A 19,531-nucleotide genomic window follows, 5' to 3' on the forward strand; every position below is an offset into this window, starting at 1 on the left:
CGTTCTAAGATGGTAATATATGTTGAAGTATTCTTACTTCCCCTATGATATTTTCCTCCCCTGCATCCACAGGGATAGAATATGCTCCGTTTCTGTCCGTTACGGAACGGTAGACCCGTATCAGCGGTGTCCCGGGGCTGACCTCATCCGGCAGCCTGACTATCGGTTCGATCCGATATTCATTAATCCCTCGCTTTTCACCAAGTACAAACAGAGCATCCTCTCCTTTACTGTTCAGTGAAAAGACTTTTCCGGTCAGCTTTTCTCTGGTAAATCCCTGGAACCAGACCCAATGCTCTCCTTCAATATTCCGGTATTCCCGAAAAGCAAGACCTGTGGGGCTGTTCTTCTCTGCGTACACTTCTGCCGGAAACGCAGCCGGTTCACTGATAATCCCCGTCAGCCAGCCGCGCGATCTGGAATATTCTCCCCCGGGACATTCATACATTCTTACATCGGCCACCGGTTCTTCCGGATCCAGAAGCTCACTCTCTATCATTACATTGCAGGAGTGATAACCGCCGCCTTCAATCCGGATTCTGCTCTTCTTTTCCTGCGGTTCCAGGAAAATATAAAGCCCCTCATCCTTTTCTACCGGATGAACCACTCTGCCGCCGGAAAAAAACAGGAATTTTCTTCCCCTGATGCACTGTCCGGAAAAATCATCCACCAGCCTTAAAGCAAACGCGATCTTCAGGCGAATCATCCCCGCCTCCCGTCCGCGGCGCGTTCCTGTGTTATATCAAAATCAGCCGCCACCACACGCTTGAAGCTGCGGATACGCCTCGAAGACAGAAGCACCGGCGCCACACTAAAATAAACTCCCAACTGATACGGAAGAGACAATACAGACCAGATCTTCGTCTTCTCTTCAAAACTGAGCGGCAGCAGCGTGATGGACGAAGCAGCCTCGTCTTCGTCCGCTGTCCCATACAAAATGGAATGATCCATCAGGACCTGCATGGACCGGCCCAGAATTCTCTGTTCATTTTCCGCGTTGGACATCAGCTGCGATCTGGTATTGATGTAGAGCGCAAAAAAGAGATTCAAAGGTTTCGGCGGATACTGCGCCTGATTCCCTTTCATGCGGACCAGATCCAACTGCTGATATTCTCTCAGCTCCTGGATATCGTACAGATACAATCCCAGCTGGAAATCCGCATTTTTATCCGTAGGCGCCGCCAGCGTGATGGACTCCTGCGACTGAATGAGCTCCGGACAAATATTTTCCCGCAGAAGTTTCAACACTTCGTTGCTTACGTCTGAGATGATGGAAAAATCTGCCATTCCTATCTACCCCCTCTCTTAATAGTTTTCTACCGTGACAAACTTCAGCTCGTTCGGAGTATCCATCTGATAACACAGACGGTATCTCACTCCGTCCAGATCATATACCTCTTCATAGATCGCATTCGCCAGATTGATTCCGCTGACCTGCAGATAAGTCCGATTCAAAGTCGTCACTTCATAGTTGATGCTGCTGAATGCAGTAGGTTCTGTCAGACGGATTCTCTCAATCACCACGCATTCCTGCAGAGATGCCGCCCCGTTCTCCGGGGTCATCTCATACTCTTCCAGGAAACTCACATCTGTATCCGCCTGATAGGTCGTTACTCCCGTGATGGTGACTGCGCTCTTGTCCAGATCCGCCTCTCTCTGCCATTCATCTGTCGCCAGATAGTAGTAAATATGATATATATTATCCACCGGAAGATTTTCCAGTTCCTCCGCTTCTTCAGCTGTCATTCCATCCATGGACTGACGCAGTTCTTCCAGCGCACCGGCCACGGCGTCTTCTTCCGACGCATCCGTTTCTTCCTCTGTTGGATCCAGCTGACTGTCCTCCGTTTCCGGCAGGGTATCTCCCTCCTCATCCGGCATATACCAGACTCCGCTGCCGGAAGTCGCCTCCTCACTGATACGCAGTTCCACCAGGCAGTCTGTCTTCAGAATCACCTGCGCGGTTTCAAACAGAAAACTGGTACCGCCGTCGCTGAAATAAACCACCGGCGTTTCCTGGAACATAGCCTCCGCGTCTTCCAGTGTCATGCCAAGCAGGGCTTCGTAGTGGATCTCATCCCTGGCGAAAGGACCCGAAAAAAGTGTTCTGCCTGCCGAAGAATACAAAGTTCCCTGCCCCTGGGCGCGTCCCATATAGAACTCCCCCTCGTAACGTTTGATGCCGCTGTCGTAATAACTTACGCCCGATCCGTGATAGAGTCCGCTCTGGAAGCTGCCTTCATAGATCATGACTCCGTCCTCATTGTAGAGAACTCCCTCTCCGGAAAACACGCCGTTTTCAAAGTTTCCTTCATACTGGATGCTGCCGTCCTGGTAATACAGAATACCTGCGCCGGAGAAATTATTGTCCTGAAACTCTCCTGTATATTGAACAGATCCGCTGGAATAATACAGTGTTCCGTTGCCTTCGAATTTATTATTCGCGAAAGCCCCCTCATAGATCAGGACACCGTCCTGGTTCCAGAGCGTTCCGTTGCCGGTGCATACGCCTGCCGAGATATCCCCGGTATACACCACCTCTCCATTGGCCGCCCGGATATTCGCTTTTCCGCTGTATTCTCCCAGATCCATATCGTCATAGTCGTAATACACGGAGGTGATCAGGTTCTCTGTGGTAGTAGTATCTTCCACAGCAGGTGCGAGCCATCCGAAATAGAGGAATACAGCCGCGCAGGCACACAAGATTACAATAAAAACCAGTGTCTTGGAGATCCAGAACCGCCCGACTGTATAATAATCCTCGGGAGATTTTGCCTCCGCGCTCATGATCTTGCGGACCTTCTTCGTGATAGGCGCCATCAGTTTCGCAGTGATCATATTCACATTGAAGAACTGACCGACTCTCCTCATGATCCTGCGGAACGGGCTCGTCACCGCAGTACGCATTCTGGAGAAAGCACTTCCCACCAGGTTAAAGGCGAAAGAACCCTTTACGCCCCGAAAAAGGCTTCTTATGATATTTCCCAAAAAACCAAAAGGATTCATCTTGCTGATTCCCCCAACCGGTTACTTATTTTCTGTTCTGAAGCGCCTCGCAACGGAAGATGTAATATCTGGCCGCCATATCCTGCTGATTCTCTCTCAGCACCATGGCGAACATGTTTTTCGCTTCGTAGTAATATTCCTTTTCATAAAGATCCATGGCTTTATCAAAGACATGCTGTGTCTGTCTCATCAGCCGGATCTGATCCGCGCTCCGGTCATCATAAATATCGTACAACCCCACATCCAGCTCTTCCGCCGTCAGATGACCAATGTAACGATGCGCGTAAGAATCTATGCCTGCCGCGTTCCGATAGGCAGCCGCCGTCATCAGGAAACGGCTTCCCATCTGGCGGAGAAACTCTCCATGAGAAAGAAGGTTCTCAAATTCCGGCGCCAGCACTACCGGTATGTAACGTTCCTCGTCTCCGCAGATACCGAAATATACATCGGTCTGATCCAGAACGAAGACAGTATTCAGCTGCTCTTCCTCTCCATACAGCTTATTGTCGGCGTCGATCCTGGCAAGTACCGTCAGGGCAGTCACAATGGCTGACTCCACGCCGTTCTGGCAGATCAGCATCATGCTCTGCAGATTGGCGTCGTCTACGATGGAGATAATGCCGCTCTGCTGGCCGAACCGGTTTACCGTATTGAAGAAACGGTTCACGAGCTTTTCGGTACGTTCCAGATCCGTGGTGTCTTCCAGATAAAGCCGGACATTCAGCACTGCGAAATCTCCCCGCACATTGCTTCCCAGCGTCAGGGACCCCAGATTGTTCTGTCCCAGACGGCTGATAATACTGGGGGGAACAAATCGGTAATAGGTCTCGCTCAACCGCTGCAGATTCAGGATCTGTACGTCAATATCGTCCGCCATCTTGTTGAACACCTGGGCGATGCCCGTCAGCTCGTCCTCCGATGCCATATGGATCCGGATGCTGCGATCTCCGTCGGCAAAAAGCTGCATGTTTCTCTTGATCTCCCCTATAGGGAACAGAATCTGATAGAAAAGTATCAGCAGCACCACCATGACAATGATCAGGAACGCCACACACACGATGACGAAATCTTTCACAAAAGTGGATGTATAACTGGTGATATTCGACGTGTAAACGCCGCTCTCCAACAGATATACCGTGTCGCCGGACAGACCGCCCACGGGCGTGATGCACACCAGCCGTTCTCCCAGCTGATCCCGGATCGTCCCTGTCACTTCCTCGCCGGTCAGGGCCGCCTGCCGGTACAGATCCTCAATCCCTGTATTCATCAGGATATCGAAGGGATAGAAACAGGGGCTGCCTGCGTCCACTCCGATATACAGCTCGCCGTTTTCATAATAGATAACCCGGCTGTACAGATCTCTGGTGGCCAGCTGCTGACTCAGATAGGTATACGCCTCTCCGGAATAATCATAAGGATATTCGATCTCGTTAAACGACTCCTGCCCAAACAGCGCCGACAGCATGTTGCCTTCATCCACCGCCTGCTTGACGAAGTTATCCTCGATCGCTCCCCGGTAATATTGATAAGAGATCATCCCGAACAGCGCCATGGTCAGGACCAGAAGCGGTATTGTCGCGCTGACCAGACGCTCCATGATCGTATGCCCCCCGCGGATGCTGACCGCAAAGAGCGCCAGAAGACCGATCAGGATCTCGCCTGCCGCCGCAAAGAGAAACCAGTTTCCAAGGAAATTCCCCGCCACAAAGACCCAGCCATATTTCACGGCCCGGATCACATGCATCGAACCTTCCTGAGATACCAGGATCTGGAAGGATCCGCTCTGGGAATCCTTTACCAGGGCCGAAAAAGTATTCAGATTGGACATGGACATAGCCACCACATCTCTGGGCGTATAGAGACTGGAGCCCGAAAAAGGACTGCTTCCGCTTAAAACCGTCTCTTCCTCGCCGTTTTCCAGATTCAGCCGGGACACATTTCCTGTCTCATGCTCCTGGAAATAGATATATCCGCTCTCCGCATACGCGATCCAGGTAGGATACATGAGTGTCTCCAGTGTTCTGGCCGGATATACTTCCTGCACGTTTTCTTCATCTGCCCGGTAGATCTTTCCCGAATCAGAGATATAGACCAGATCAGTGCTGTTGGCCATGGCCTTATAGATCCCTTCGCCTGCAGCCAGCGGATACGTCCGGGTATTCCGCAATGACAGCGTGTCTTCCAACACGGTGCCGAACTCATAGCTCTCACGGACCGCTTCTGTCTCATACTCGTCCACCGCGATCAGTGTAATCGTATCGCCGGACGCGTTGACCCATCCGTATTCATACCCTTCCTCGCCGGTCAATTCAAATACCTTCTGCGTTTTTCCCCGGAATCCGCCGAAGTCCACTACCATCAGTTCCTGTCCCTGCAGAGTCCCGTCATAGCGGTTCACACGATTTCTAAGCACATATGTATATCTGCCGCCGGAGGCGACACCTTTGATATTGTACATGGAGTCTCCGCTCTCCGTACGGAAACGGACCGATTTGTCCGCGCTGCCGTTCCTGCCCACATGGGCAATCACCGTCTGATCGCCATCGTACCAGCTCAGGATTGTATATCCGTCCTCCGCCGTACTGAATGCCAGAAGAGAATCCAGGGGCACGGTACTGTCCTGTATACTCCGGTATCCCGCAATGATCCCGGCAATCACCAGCACTGCCAGCATGATTCTTCTCAATACCTTGCTCATTAATCTATGCCCTCACTTTTTCGGATTATTCTTCATTGCCCAGATAGACATTTCCTATGTATTCGATCCCGTTATAACTGACATTGTTCTCATATGCCCTGTGGGCTCTTGCGCGCGTATAGATCTGGACGCCCGCGTAGATCAAAGTCACCGTCACCAGCACTGTCATAAACGCAGTCATGGAATTACGGAACAGAAATCCTTTTGCCCGACGGAAATGACTCCGTATCCACCAGAGGATCCCCCTCATTTCCACAGGTTTGTCCGCCATGCTGCGGATTGTGGAGATGATATGGCCCAGGGAAGGGAATCCTGTCGTCTGCATCTTCAGCCAGAACACGCGTAAATCATCCGGGTAGCTTTCCGGCGATTCATATCTTCCCTTATAGTTCAGCTCCAGGATCCCAAAGATTGTCCCCGCCGCTTTTCTCAACCAGGCGCCCTCCTCGATCCCGGGATTCAGTTCCGCAAAGTCCAGGAAGTAATTAAACTGAATATCTCCGTCCCTCGTCACATTGATATTTCTTTCATCCAGCAGGAGCATACCCAGATCCGGGTCCGCTCCGCACTCCGCACAGGCGGCCGCCAGGTTCAGCGCCGCTCTCTTACAGTCCGTGAACTCTGCCAGATATACGCCGCCCAACAGGGACAGCAGATTCTCATGGTAGTATCGAAAGACCAGATTCAGCCGGCTCTCATAGACAAAGGACCCGATAAAATCCCGGTTGGAGAAAAACATCCGGTCGGTATTCAGTTTTTCTGCCATAATCTTGCGGCATCCGGTGTCCCGGATGGAGATCATGGTGTAAAATACGCCGGTGTCCTTCAGAAGGTCCGTGCAGACATAGATATCGTTCACCTCGTTCTGCAGAACCGTCCGGACTATCTCCAGCTCCATATTCAATGCAGGAAACATGGGTCCCACCCGCTTTCATTCACATTCTAAAAACTATTCTTCCGTCTTCTTCTGGGAAACGATGATAAACGCGTGAGTAAAGATCTCCGGATCGCTCAAAGCCGCGGCCTTGATCTCGTAGACTCCCTCCTGTGCCGGCGCCGTATAAAGACCGGTGTTGTCGATCTTTCCTCCCTCCGGATCCAGCAGCGTGTAGCTCAGCGCCTCTTCCGGCATATTGATGAAAACCGGATTGATATGGACACTTCCCTTCGGCGGCAGCACGATGGTATCCGGCTGGATCATGATGCAGCCTTTCTGTTCGCTGCGGTCGTATACCCGCTGCTCCAGATCCTCCGGTTTGAACGCGTACCAGCGGATCCTCAGACCGATCCGTCCCATCTTTACTCTGGGACGCACGCCAACGATAAAGGTTCCCCTGTCGGGCAGGATCTTGACCGCCTGATCCACCTGGAAGATTTTTTCATCTGTCACCGTACTGTCGGACTCGAAGATACTGCCGTCGCCAAGGATAATGGATTCCCGGTCTCCGGAAGCGTTCACGTCCCGGCTGATGTATTCGATGCCGATATCCACATATACCGGTCCGTTGCCCAGGCCGTGCATGATCTCATCGGAAAAATAGACCTTTCCCACTTCGCCGCCGGATCCCAGAGACATCTCGAACACGCCGCTGGAATTGCTGCGCCGTTCCGGTGCCGCGGCAGCGCTCCGCTCAGAGTTTCCCTGTACATATACCTGCGGTCTGCCTGCCGAGCCGTCCTGGGGAATCAGAAATTCTTCCAGCTTTTCCAATATCATCAGCTGCTCGCTGCTATATACATACTGATCAAACGGAGCCCTCTCCACACGGTCGATGATCGAATGACGTTCCGAGCGGATCAGCTGGATCCCGGCGATCCAGAGCTTTTCGTCATATTTCCGGTCCAGATCCACATCCAGATTGCCTCTGTAACTGGTCTTATGCACATATTCCAGCGCGGTTCCGTATACCGGGTTCAGGGTCATGGAAGTATCCGGCGCCGCTTCTTTTACGCCCGATTTCTGGACGGTGATCTCGCTGAAGCGGACAGACACATCTCCGTTGCCAAAGATATAATCCTCCGGCCGGAAGGTCTGCTCCAGCACCATCGTCTCGCCGTACTCCTGGCTCACATTATCCGCGCGGATCTGTGTCTCTCCGGGGATCATGCCGTCCGTATCCACTTTGCAGCTGAAAGAGCACACAAAAGGCATATGGCTGGTCTTGTGAATCTCCGTACGTGCTTTTACCAGCATGCCCGGTACCGCAAACGTAGGCAGATACTGCGTGATGCGCAGATCGTCGTCCTGATACAACACTTTCCAGGCGATATACTCATCCTCTTTTTTAGGCTCCCGCACGCAGTCTCGGCTGTCCTGCAAAAATAATTCATATCCTTCTTTCAGATGATTGTACTGGCGTTCCTGCGCGTCCGCGTCCTTATTCATCACCGCGTAGACCGGCTCTGTCTTCTCTTCCGCGTAAGCGATTCCCAGGCAGACGCTGCTGGTCTTCAGATCGCTGTAGCCGCGGATCGTGGACAGCTTCACCACCTGGGTACTGGGCACCACGATCTCTCTGCCGCTGGAATCCAATGCCAGACCGGACTGTATCACTACGGAAGATTCATCCACGGCCACCACATCCAGTCCATAGACGATACCGGCTCCATGCAGGACACGGTTGATCAGTCTCCGCTTATTGTTCATATAATTCTGCTCGTCTTCAAAATCCCTCGACGTCAGCAGCTTTCCGTAGAAATAGTTGTTGCGTTCAAACGAATAATATCTCCGGTTATTCATCCTGCTCTCTGCCCTCTCTCTTCATTTTTCTTGACCGGTATAAAAGGAAAACTCCCGTACCGATCAGCACCACTGCTGCCGTATAAATCACCGGAAGCCATGGAAAATCCCCCGTCTGTTCCTGAAAATCCGTCGGCGCAGCGATGGCGTAAACACTCAGATGATCCGTCACCACATAAGCCACGCCTCCGGATCTCCTGGTGTCGAAAACTTCTATGGATCCGTCCTCCTGCACGTGTATCACCCGGATCAGGGAGTTCTCATAATCCACCGGGATCGGCAGACCGATCTCGATCTCTCCGTCCGGCTGGACTTCCTCTCCGTCAACCAGAAGTGTTACGTCATAACCGGCCACAACGCCGTAGTTGTCGCTGATCATCTGACGGACCATATTATCCACGGATTCTGTCACCTGGGTACGTTCCACCTGCAGCTGCACATTCTCCGGCAGGACTTCTTCCTCGGCAGACACCACCGCTCCGTAGACCGCATTACGAAGCACAATACCTGAAAAACTGGGCCCGGATTCTGTATCAGAAAAGCTTCTGCGGCTCTGCAGCCGTCCGCTCGTCTCCGTGATGACCTGCGTCTCCTCCGGCTCTTCTTCCAGCACTGCTTCCGGCTCCCTCACTGTATACCCCACTGTGAGTATCCGGCTGTCCTGCATGTGATCCATGACCGCGATCACCTTGAAGGTCGTCGCCCGGCTCACGGCGATGGGGCCCGTATACACTTCCAGTTCCTGGACGCGGCTCGGGTCGGGATCCACGCCGTCGGTGCGGTAATAGATCGTAGCCCCTTCCGTCTCGCAGGAGAACGTCACCGTAGTTCCCACCTCCAGTTCGCCGCTGGCGTAATTCGCCACCGGAGTGGCTACCTGATCCGCGAAACCGTACGTATAGGTGCTCACATCGCTCTGCTCAAAGTCGTCGGCCACCGCGATGGCTTTCAGCGTCATGGACTCGTCTACCAGGATCGGCGTGCGGTAAAGATTGCTGGCTGTGGTGGGATCCGTCCCATCCGTCGTATAATAGATCCTTCCGGTCTCCGCCGTCAGCGACACCTCTCCCTCCGAGGTAAACACGGCCCCGTCAGGCACTGACGCCGAAGGCGCGGCCAGTTTGTCCATGATCGTGTAGGTGAAGGTAGCCGAAGAGATCGACCGCTCCGTGCCTTCCGCTATGGCAATGGCCATAACGATCACGTTCTCTCCGGGATCGCCGGTAATGGTGACCGCATTTCCGGAAGCGCTGTTCTCTGTGGGTGTGGATCCGTCCGTGGTATAATAAATTACCGCATCGGAAACGTCCGTGTTCAGATGGATCACGTCGCCGTTTCTCACGGTGCTTCCGCTCTCCACATCGGCGTAGATACCACCGTCATAGGAACTGATATTGTAGCTGTAAGTCCCCACTTCACTGTCGCTGTAGCCCGTCCTGGACGCATAAGTCCTGAGGACTACCATATTGCCGGCCTCGCCGGACAGCACCACGCTGCTTCCCACCAGAACTTTGGTATTATCCGGGGCTTTGGGGTCGCTGCCGTCCAGAGTATAATAGATTGTGGCGCCGCTGTCGGCTTCCAGTGTGATCCTGGTTCCTGAAGGAACCGTTGTCCCTGTATCTACAGACGGGGTGGGTGTGGCGAGCTTTGTAGAAACATCGTATGTAAAGGCAGCTACCGCGCTCTCCATCCCCCTGCTGACCGCGAAAGCCTTGATCGACGTCCTGCGCGAGATCCGGAACGGATTCCCGCTGTCAAATACGCTGCTCTCCGTGGTGGGATCCGCGGGCGTATCGTCCCCGTAAGCAATCTCATAATAGATAATCGCGCCTTCTGTGGAACACTGCAGCGTCACTTCCGTATTCTCCGTCACCGAACCCGCTGTCGGGGTCGCATACGGCATGGAAACCGCAGACGGGTAACGGAACACCAGTCGGGAAAGCGCACTGGTAGCCAGCCCTTCCCGGTATGCCACCGCCGTGATCGTGAACATGGTATTGTCCCCCGGTTCCGGCACCGTGACGCCATTGGTGTACAGATATGTATTTTCCCCTACCTCGCCGGTATCTTCATCAAAGACCGGCTCGCTGCCGTCCAGAGTATAATAGATGCTTACGCCGTCCGTATTACAATAAAGCTGGATCGAAGACCCTGCCTCCACTTCCGCGGGGCTGTCCGCGCTGGTGGCAGGTATGGACGTCACAGTCTCTACCGCCGCCTGGTCGCTCACCTGATAGGTAAAACGGACCACTTCGCTGTCTTCATTTATCCGGTACACGCCGCCGTTATAGGATGTATAGGTCACCGCCTGCGCCGTGATCGTGAATGTCCTGCCGTAGGTGGCAAAATCTTCCGTCACCATGATCGGAGAATCTGACGTGTATTCTCTCGTGCTTCCTGATGGGGCCAGATCGCTGCCGCTGGCATCAATGACCGGAACGCTGCCGTCCAGAGTATAAAAGATCCTGCTTCCTGTAGTCGTGCAGAGCAGTCCGATGGTCTCGCCCATCTGTATCTCGGTTACATTGTCAGAGCTTGTCGCGATCGTGGAAGTAGGCGCCGCCGTCTGGTTATTCATCCCGTAATAGTAACGGAACGATGTAAAGTTCCCCAGCTCATGCCCTTCTTCTATTGCCATCGCGTATAATACGATCACGGTATCCTGGCGCAGGCTCTCGTCCGCCGCCACCGCCAGACTGGCGCTGTCAGTGAGCTGGATCGATGAATCCGAGCACCGGTACCATATATCGTTCAGTTTCAGATATGCCTGCCCGTCTGCCGCGGCGATCCCCATATCTTCCGTCACCTGGCTGTCCAGCCCGAGCGAGCTTCTCTCCTCTGCCGTCAATACTGTCAGGGTAGGCATCCGGGACGCGAACACATACAGGATCCGGCTGCTGTCAGAGGAGGATGTAAGGGTTATACTGTCTCCCACATCCACGGAAGCCCCTCCCGCCGGAGACGCCGTGACCGTGCCCGCCGTCTCAGAGTCCAGAAAACCGAGCCGCACTTCTAAGGCGTCGCTGTCTGTGTACCCGTTGTTCCCCAGCGTATGGCAGCGGACATACAGGTATGCTGTCTGATTGCTGCTGACAGAACTCAAAGAAACAGAACCGCTGTAATTCGTCCAGGACGCAGTTCCGAGCGCGTCTTCATCCAACTGTGTTTCACTTAATATATACTGCAGGGAACCGCGCTGCGACTGTGTATTCGTCAGCAGTATCCGCTCATCCTGGGATAACGTTCCGGTTATGGCGGCTCCGCTCTGCGTGGTCACATCCGATTCCGTCGGCGTATCCAGCTTCATCATCCAGGAAAACTCTGCAAAGTCTCCCACCTCCGAACCTTCCTGTACTGCCAGCACATAGACAGAATCCAGGCGGTCCTCCTGCCGCAGGTCATCTACATTTACTTCGGCACTTGCGCCTGAAGCCAGCACTGCGTCTGCCGGGCACCGGTACCAGCGGTCATTGATATACAGATACCGGGCGCTTCCCACTGTCACAAGAGCAGGAGAAGACGTTCCCGCTGATGATAATGCGCCGTCAAGAACAAGTTCTCCCCTCTCTTCCGCCGGTATCTCTGTCAGGGACGGATCCGTATTTCCGATCACGTACAGGATGCCTGATTCGGAAGCCTCTGCGGGAGCAGTCAGGGTTATGGTTCCGCCCGCGGAAACTTCACTATCTGCTGCCGGAGCTGAAGTCACTGGATCAGGAGCAGTATCCAAATAAGTTAATTCAATACACTCTGTGTTACTCCGCACATATCGGGTACCGTCATCCTGCTCCGCCGGGTAACTTCTTATGTATAAATGGCTGCTGTCACCGGGAGAAAACGGTCCGCTGTAATCCTGCCAGTCAAGATATTCATCTGGCAAATTGTCTTCACTCGCTAATGCATACTGTAAGGTATAGACGCCTTCCGTATCAGTCGTGGAGAGAAGGATCTCTTCTTCGCCGGATATAGGACCACTGTCGGAAGATCCAATCTCTGCGCCGCTGGCGGTGGAGACGGTCGGTTCCTGCAAAGCTACAGGTGCTCCTTCCCCATCTGTTCCGTAAGTAAAAGTATAGATATGGCTGGTGGCAAGAAGGCCGTCCAGATAGAATGTACCTCCAGCACCAGAGAAAGGGTTTACATATATCTGGCTCTTCAAATTGCTGACCGTGAGCATTTCTATCTGATAAACCGCTTTTCCATCTCTGGTCAGAGGAATACCCTCCTCCTGGTCATACTGTTCCAGATTATATTCTTGTGCGAAACTTTCCAGCAAATCCTGACAGTAGTTTCCGCCCCCGACCGCTGCCATTATGTTCTTACTATACCTTTGGGCATATTCGCTCATATGAGCAACATAATATTCTGCCAGACTGTCTTCCAGATCTTTTGTCTCTTGTGTACCTGTAGATACCCGGTAATAAGTTATAGATTCAGCAATCCCGGTTTCCTGATTTCTATACAAAACTGGAAACGCCTCCCGGAAATTTGACCAGCTACTAGGGCTTTCAATTGTTGCTCCATTTTCGGTAACAGTCCAATTCAATTCCGGATCAGAAATGACAGGATCGAACATTATCTCAGAATTATAGCTTTCCACAGATACAGCAATCGGATTTTCAGGGTTTACATTCTCTGAGGAATCCGAATGATTAGAATCATAACTGTTATCAATCTCAAACTCATCCGACTTAACATTGAAAGTATGCCAATATACCAACGTATCATCCGGCTCAGCCTCTCCCCAATCCATATCTGTTTCAACATCGCTTATACGCAAAATTCCGGAAACTGACACCGCCGCCCTTACACTGCCTCCCACAAGGAGCGCAACAGCCAACGCACAGAGAACGCCTGCTCCCAGAAGCGAGGGTTTTCTGATCTGTCTTATCTTATTATGAAATTTTTTCCATACTCTCTGCCTTCTGCTCATATGCGCTCTCCTCTATATGGTATGCTAACACAATCCCTTCCGGGGGGCATTACTCGTTCGGGTAGTCTTTCATCGGTTTTCGCGGTACTTTTTTATTTTCCGACTGATGTAATACGCTATGCCCGCAATGGCTGTCAGCCCTGCGGCAACCTCCAGGATCAGAAGATAATTGAATCCGCTGCCGGCTCCGTCCGGATGTTCCAGACCGATCAGTACATAGTGATTCTGGTCCGTCATATACGCGTAAACCATTCCGTCTTCCCGCCTTGTCTCCAGCGGTGTGACCGCATTGTTTCCATCGATGCTGGCGATGATTACCGCCGCGTTTTCGTATCCTTCCGGAATCGGGATGCCGATCTCTGTATCTCCGTCCGGGCGCACCGCCGTGCTTCCTGACATCAGGCGGATATCATAGGACGCCAGTATCGTGTAATCGTCGCCATAAAGCATTTTTACATTGTCCAGTTCCGCATTTGAATAATCCATTACTTCCGTTACCAGGCGCACATTGTCCGGCGCCGCGTCCCTGGCAAAAGAAGCCACGGTATAATATTCTTCTTCCTCCAGCTGGCGCATGCCCGCAGTATCAGAAGCATTCACCCTGCGCGCAAGGCCGGACGCGTCCGTATCGTGCAGTCCTTCCTCTGCCAGACGCTCTGCCTCCGCCTGTTTCATCTCCACTGCCGGGATGGTATCTACTTCATAGTAGAATTCAGACACATCGGACAGCTGCAGGTCTTCCCGGTACGCTACCGCTTTGACGGTAACAGTCCGGTTGACCGTGATGCCCTCTTCCGTATATTCCAGCAGACTTTCCATATTGTCCAGAGTCGGTTCCGTGCCGTCTGTCGAGTAGTAGATCACCGCGTCGGCAGTGTCCGTATACAGAGATACCACAGTGCCCGGATCCAGTACCGCGCCGTCTTCCCTGGAAGCGGTAGGCGCCGCGGCTTTCGACGCCGCCGTATACTGGAACGATGACACTTCACTGACTTCACCGTCCGCGGAAACCGCGATCGCGCGCAGGTTCGTGGTGCGGTCGATCAGGATAGGCTCTGTATAGAGACTGGAGCTTTCCGTCGGCGTGGTGCCGTCTGTAGTATAATAGATCTGGTCCCCGTTGGAGCTGAGGATTACCCGTGTCGCTATCGTCAGCGTTCCTCCGGACGGAGAAGCGGTCGGCGCGTTGGGCACTTCCTTGATACGATACATAAAGGAGACTACCGTCCCGGATACTCCGTCCACTCTGGCTACCGCCTTGATCGTAAACGTGCTCCCGGGAGTTCCCTGGATCGTCACCGTGGAACCTTCAATCCCGCTGTCGTCCGGAGAAGAGCCGTCCGTTGTATAGTAAATCGTCGCTCCGGTCACATCCGTCATCAGGTTGACCTTGGATCCATTGGATACCGAGCTTCCTGTCGGCACATCCGCCGTCACGCCTCCTGTGTTCGCGCTGAACTGATAAGTAAACGTAGCCACTTCACTGTCCGATTTCCCTTCCTGCCGCGCTACTGCCATGATCGTGATCTGCTCTCCCGCCGCGCCGTTAAGCGTCAGGGAACCTCCCTGTACCACCGCCGTGTTGCTAAGATCTGTCGGGTCGCTGCCGTCCATCGTATAGTAAATCGTCGCGCCGGACGCCGCGCTAAGATGCAGTACGGTTCCCCTTGATACGACTGTGCCGCTCTCGATAGACGCCGTCGGCGCGCCCAGGGTATCCATCAAAGCATAAGTAAACTCCGCCACCTCGCTGGCAACGCCGTCTTTGACAGCGATCGCCTTGATCGTGGTCGTCTGCGTGATCACAAAGGGCTGGCTTTCGTCAAACACCGGGCTGGACACCGTCGGATCCGCCGGTTCTTCCCCTCCGTATGCCACGGTATAATAGATCACCGCGTCTTCCGTACGGTTCCGCAGCACCACAGAAGTAGATGCGGAAACGCTGCCGGACGAGACACTGGCATACGGCGCCATCACATCTCCCGGATACGCAAATGTCAGATGCACTTCGCCGCTCAGAGCGAGCCCTGTCCTTGCCGCTACCGCCGTGATAGTAAAATATCCGCTGCTGCCTTCCGGCATGACGATGCCCTGGGTAGCGTCGTACAGCATGGTCGAAGAACCTTCCACGATCTGGAAACTGCCGTCTTCCAGTTCTTCCAGCTGCGGAGAAGTCCCGTCCGTCGTATAATAGATGGACGCGCCCCTGGTCAGGGTAGACAGCAGGATCTTCTCGCCGGGCACTACCTGCGCAGGCGACGCTGACGAAGTGGTCGGAACCGAAGTAGGCGCATCCGCCGCGTCCTTATCCGCGATATTGTAGATAAATGTACGGATCTCGCTGTCCAGCATGCCGTCCCGCACCGCCATTACACGTACTGTAAATGTCTCGCTGTAAGAGCCTTCCACAATGATTCCTGTGCTCGGATCATACGGCGTATCAGGCACTCCTGTGCTGTTGCCGATAGAATAATACAGCTCCGCTCCCTGCGTCGCGCTGGAGAACGAAAGAGAGGCTCCCATATCGATCTCCGTTCGTTCCAGATCTTCGCCGCCGGGCAGATAATAGGTGGACAGGGCCGCTTCCGGCGCGGAAACCTGCTGCTGCGGATTGACATTATATACATAAGTCGTCACCGCTCCCGGTTCCATATCTTCCATCAGATTTACCGCATAGACATAGACAAGCTGCGCATCTGACTCTTCATTGCGGATCACCGCTCCGTCGGCCTCGTCATATACGGTCACTTCATCGGACGACACTCTGTACCATCTGCTGCCGTTCTGGAAATAGGTGTAACCGCCGCTCACGCCGCCGTCTGCCATCCCGCTGACCAGCGAAGCGTCTGTCACTCTCTCTATCGTAAACGGTGCGTAGCTCCCGCCGGACGCCAGATAGATAATCCTCGCGCCGGAGGTCTGAGAGGACAGGTTCACCACCTCGCCCGCGTCGATCGAATACGCGCCGCCCGCATCCGGCGGCGTACCCTCTTCGGTGGAAGAACCGGTATTCGGCGATATCCGGATTCCGTCGCAGCTGTCCCCTGCTGTAAAGGTATATTCTGCAACCGCGCTGTAACTGCTGTCCGAATATCTTGCCCTGGTGTAGACATACACGGTCGAACCGGAAGCAGCCAGCTGCGGCTTATCGGCCTCATTGTAATCGCTCCAGGTATGGCTTTCGCTCTCGCTGGACCGGATCTCATACTGGAGAGTCACGCCGTCTCTGTTGCTGCCGAGGGATAATACATCCCCGGGCACAACGGTCGCCCCCTCTTCCAGCACCGTCCCTGTCTCCGGGATCAGCGCCTGCGCGGAGATCTGCGTACGCGGGCCGACCTGAATCGGTCCGTAACAGTAAACAGCATCATTATAATTCTCTTTTGACACCTGCAAATACAAATATACCGTCGTTGTCTCAGCATAATCCGGGAGTGTCATACTGCCGGCGTATTCACTGCTGCCTTCCATCAGACCGGAAATATCACCGCCGGTATAACGTCCGCTGTACTTTCCACTATGACTTTCATCCGTCATGTCCCATTCACCGGCAACCGGTTCCGATGTGGAGAATAGATACCGCAGCGTATACCCCCCTTCCATTCCGCTGATATCCGCTCTCAGATCGCTTCCGCTTTCGTAAACATTTCCTTCTTGCAGACTCTGGTAATCCTCCCTCGATCCGTCCTCCTGATAACCTCCGGAAATTGTCACATCGGGTTTCAGCAAAGGTTCGCGGGAATCAGCATTATATGCGGGAGACGAAATCGTGGGATATATATATCCTTGAATCATCGGAGTCAGCCAGTATTGAACCGTCTCCGCATCAAACGGAAGCTGAGCCGTCTGATTTGTTATATTTGCCGTTTCAGACCCTTCTGTTGGAATTCCATTCGTATTAAGATAGTAAATACTTCCATTCACTACCGTTTCAAAAGTCAATTCAATGACATCCGAGCCATCGTCCATACGCACAACATTCCACCCAATGCTATCAGCTTCATATGGGTTCTGAGCAGGGTTATTGCTATGTGGGAAAACCGTCGCTTGGTCCTCTTTCGGTATATCCTGTATATAATGGTAAAATCCATCCGTTGAATACAAATTCAGCAATGTATAATACCCGCTCCGGCCAAGTTCCACTTCAACTTCAGAATCGGCCAGATCATTAGCCGCAACATACAGCGTAGGATCCGACGACTCCGACATCGATTTTCTCGCCTCGTAAGCGACATAATATGTCAGATTCTGATTCGTTTTCGGCTCTGCAACAGACACCGTAAAGCTACCGCTTCCATCCTCGCTTCCATCCTGATCAGCCGTTACATCACCTCGGTCAAATTCAGCCTCAGAAACGACCAGCCATGACAGATCCAATACTGTCTCTTCTGATCCACTACTTGTATAGTGGGTGAAAGACTTCCAATTGGCACCATCTGCATTTGCCAGCTGATATCCCGAGTTAATGTTGTAAAAAACTTGATCTTCTGATGTAACTCCTGAAGCACCTTCCGCCAGTATCAGAGAATTTTTCAGATTAATCGTTATATCGTCTTCTATATTTGCCACTACCGTTCGGAAACTGCCTGTGTGGCTGCCACTACCCGTGGCAGAAAGCGATTTTATTATATAGAGATCAGAAACTTCTGCCCCGCTCTGGCCCTGACCCATAATCCCGCCGACAGCCAGCACAGCGCCATTTTCCGCCGCAGTGTCTACCGTGCCATTTAAGGAAAGGTTCTGTTTCACCTCTGTGATGCTGCCGGAACTGGTGCCGGCGATGACGCCGGTGTAGAGGTTGTTGCCGGAGTTTTTAGTTAAATTGGTCGGCTGTGGATCATCATTCCCGTAATTAGGTTCACTATATTGCCCTTCTTCTTTCTGGTCTTCTATAATGTCCAAACTCTCATAATCAACATATTGATAACTATTTGTGTTTCCATAAATATCTGTACATTCACCAGTAATCATTCCTGTGGATGCAGTCAAAGTTAGCGGAACATTTTCGTTGCCTAACGTCGACACAGTATAAGCCCCCGTTAACGCTATATTTTCTCCTGCATTTAATGTTCCATTTGACGCGGGATCTTCAAAAACATTCCACGTTATAGTCCCTGTAATTCCCGTACCCGAAATAGTCCCTGTAATTCCCTGCTCAACCTGTGCAATAACGATTTCCTTGTCTGTCTGAGCGTTTCCAACCGCACTTGTCCATGTATTTTCAAGGGTCAACGTATAATTAATCTGGTCTCCCACAAAATAATTTGTTTGACCTGTAGACAATGTCCATTCTAAATCTCCAGTTTTGCCAGATACACTTGTTGAACCTCCTGGTGAAATCACTTGCGTACTCACGGGACTGGTACTTGTGGTTTTATCGGTTGACTCAGTATAACTTACAGTAAATTTTGGAGTTACGGTCTCTGATGATTGTGGACTATAAGTACATATAAAAGTCTGAGATTCATTACCTTCTAATTCAAAATTTCTAGCATCTATAATGACCGTTCCACCATCAACCTCTATATCCATTCCGTTAATATCCGATGTCAAACTAATACCTGAAATCTGCTGATCGCTGTTATTTTCAACAGTGACTGTAAATGTATTATTATTTGCGTCATTCCTCACTGCGGATACCGCAAGACTGCCTACCTCCGTTGGTTGCGTAGATACAAAAACTGTTTTTGAATATTGAACATTTTGTTCCCAATCCGCCGTAAACTCAATACTAAAATTATCTCCTGATGAGTTAGCGTTTACAGAATATGTAAATTTCTTAGTTTCACCTTGCGTAAGCGAAAAACCATCATAATCATCGCCGCCTTCTACGGCGGTCCAGTACCCTCCGTTTACACTAGCCCCCAAAACAATATTGTCAATTTGTGCTTGTGAATTGTTTTTTACTGCCACATTGTACGTTATTGTTCCATCTGCATCGACATACTCTGGCGCCGTCACTGTTATTTGTAATTCATTGTCACCTGTATTAATGTTAACTGTTTGCTCACCCGGTGCATAAACTTTTACCTGATCATTAGTAGCAGTTACGCTTTCATCAGACGCCTTCATTTCCGTGCCCCGAGTAACCTCATAATAAAAATATTGGGAGCGAGAACCTGTTTTGCTTTCCTGATAGGTAACAGAAGAC

At 52.1% G+C, this 19,531-nt stretch carries 8 protein-coding genes; all 8 read right to left on the reverse strand.

Annotation, left to right across the window (positions count from 1 at the left end):
• Positions 1-4: 4 nt before the first annotated feature.
• Complete coding sequence (locus B5F29_RS07485) at positions 5-706, reverse strand: hypothetical protein (RefSeq protein WP_087154035.1); 702 nt, start codon at positions 704-706, stop codon at positions 5-7.
• Positions 703-1,287 (reverse strand): DUF4255 domain-containing protein, encoded by a 585-nt coding sequence (locus B5F29_RS07490; protein WP_087154036.1) that lies wholly within the window; start codon positions 1,285-1,287, stop codon positions 703-705. Before B5F29_RS07490 ends, B5F29_RS07485 begins: the two co-directional genes overlap by 4 nt.
• Before the next feature lie 18 nt (positions 1,288-1,305).
• A complete protein-coding gene (locus tag B5F29_RS07495; RefSeq protein ID WP_087154037.1) occupies positions 1,306-3,006 on the reverse strand; it encodes an MORN repeat-containing protein in 1,701 nt (566 codons plus the stop codon).
• Between the two features lie 25 nt (positions 3,007-3,031).
• Positions 3,032-5,704, reverse strand: a complete 2,673-nt coding sequence (locus B5F29_RS07500; protein ID WP_087154038.1) for a HAMP domain-containing protein — start codon at positions 5,702-5,704, stop codon at positions 3,032-3,034.
• 25 nt (positions 5,705-5,729) lie between these two features.
• Positions 5,730-6,620 carry a hypothetical protein gene (locus B5F29_RS07505; RefSeq protein WP_087154039.1) on the reverse strand — a complete coding sequence of 297 codons (891 nt, stop codon included), beginning with the start codon at positions 6,618-6,620 and terminating at the stop codon, positions 5,730-5,732.
• A 33-nt stretch (positions 6,621-6,653) separates the two neighbouring features.
• Entirely contained in the window at positions 6,654-8,444 is a 1,791-nt protein-coding gene (locus tag B5F29_RS07510; RefSeq protein WP_087154040.1) for a hypothetical protein, read from the reverse strand.
• Positions 8,437-13,380 (reverse strand): chitobiase/beta-hexosaminidase C-terminal domain-containing protein, encoded by a 4,944-nt coding sequence (locus B5F29_RS07515; protein ID WP_087154041.1) that lies wholly within the window; start codon positions 13,378-13,380, stop codon positions 8,437-8,439. The genes B5F29_RS07510 and B5F29_RS07515 overlap by 8 nt, the downstream gene beginning before the upstream one ends.
• A 69-nt stretch (positions 13,381-13,449) precedes the next feature.
• Complete coding sequence (locus B5F29_RS07520) at positions 13,450-18,282, reverse strand: FN3 associated domain-containing protein (protein WP_162608383.1); 4,833 nt, start codon at positions 18,280-18,282, stop codon at positions 13,450-13,452.
• Positions 18,283-19,531 lie beyond the last annotated feature (1,249 nt).

The sequence above is a fragment of the Lachnoclostridium sp. An196 genome, assembly GCF_002160135.1.
In the GTDB taxonomy this organism is placed as follows: domain Bacteria; phylum Bacillota; class Clostridia; order Lachnospirales; family Lachnospiraceae; genus Hominiventricola; species Hominiventricola avistercoris.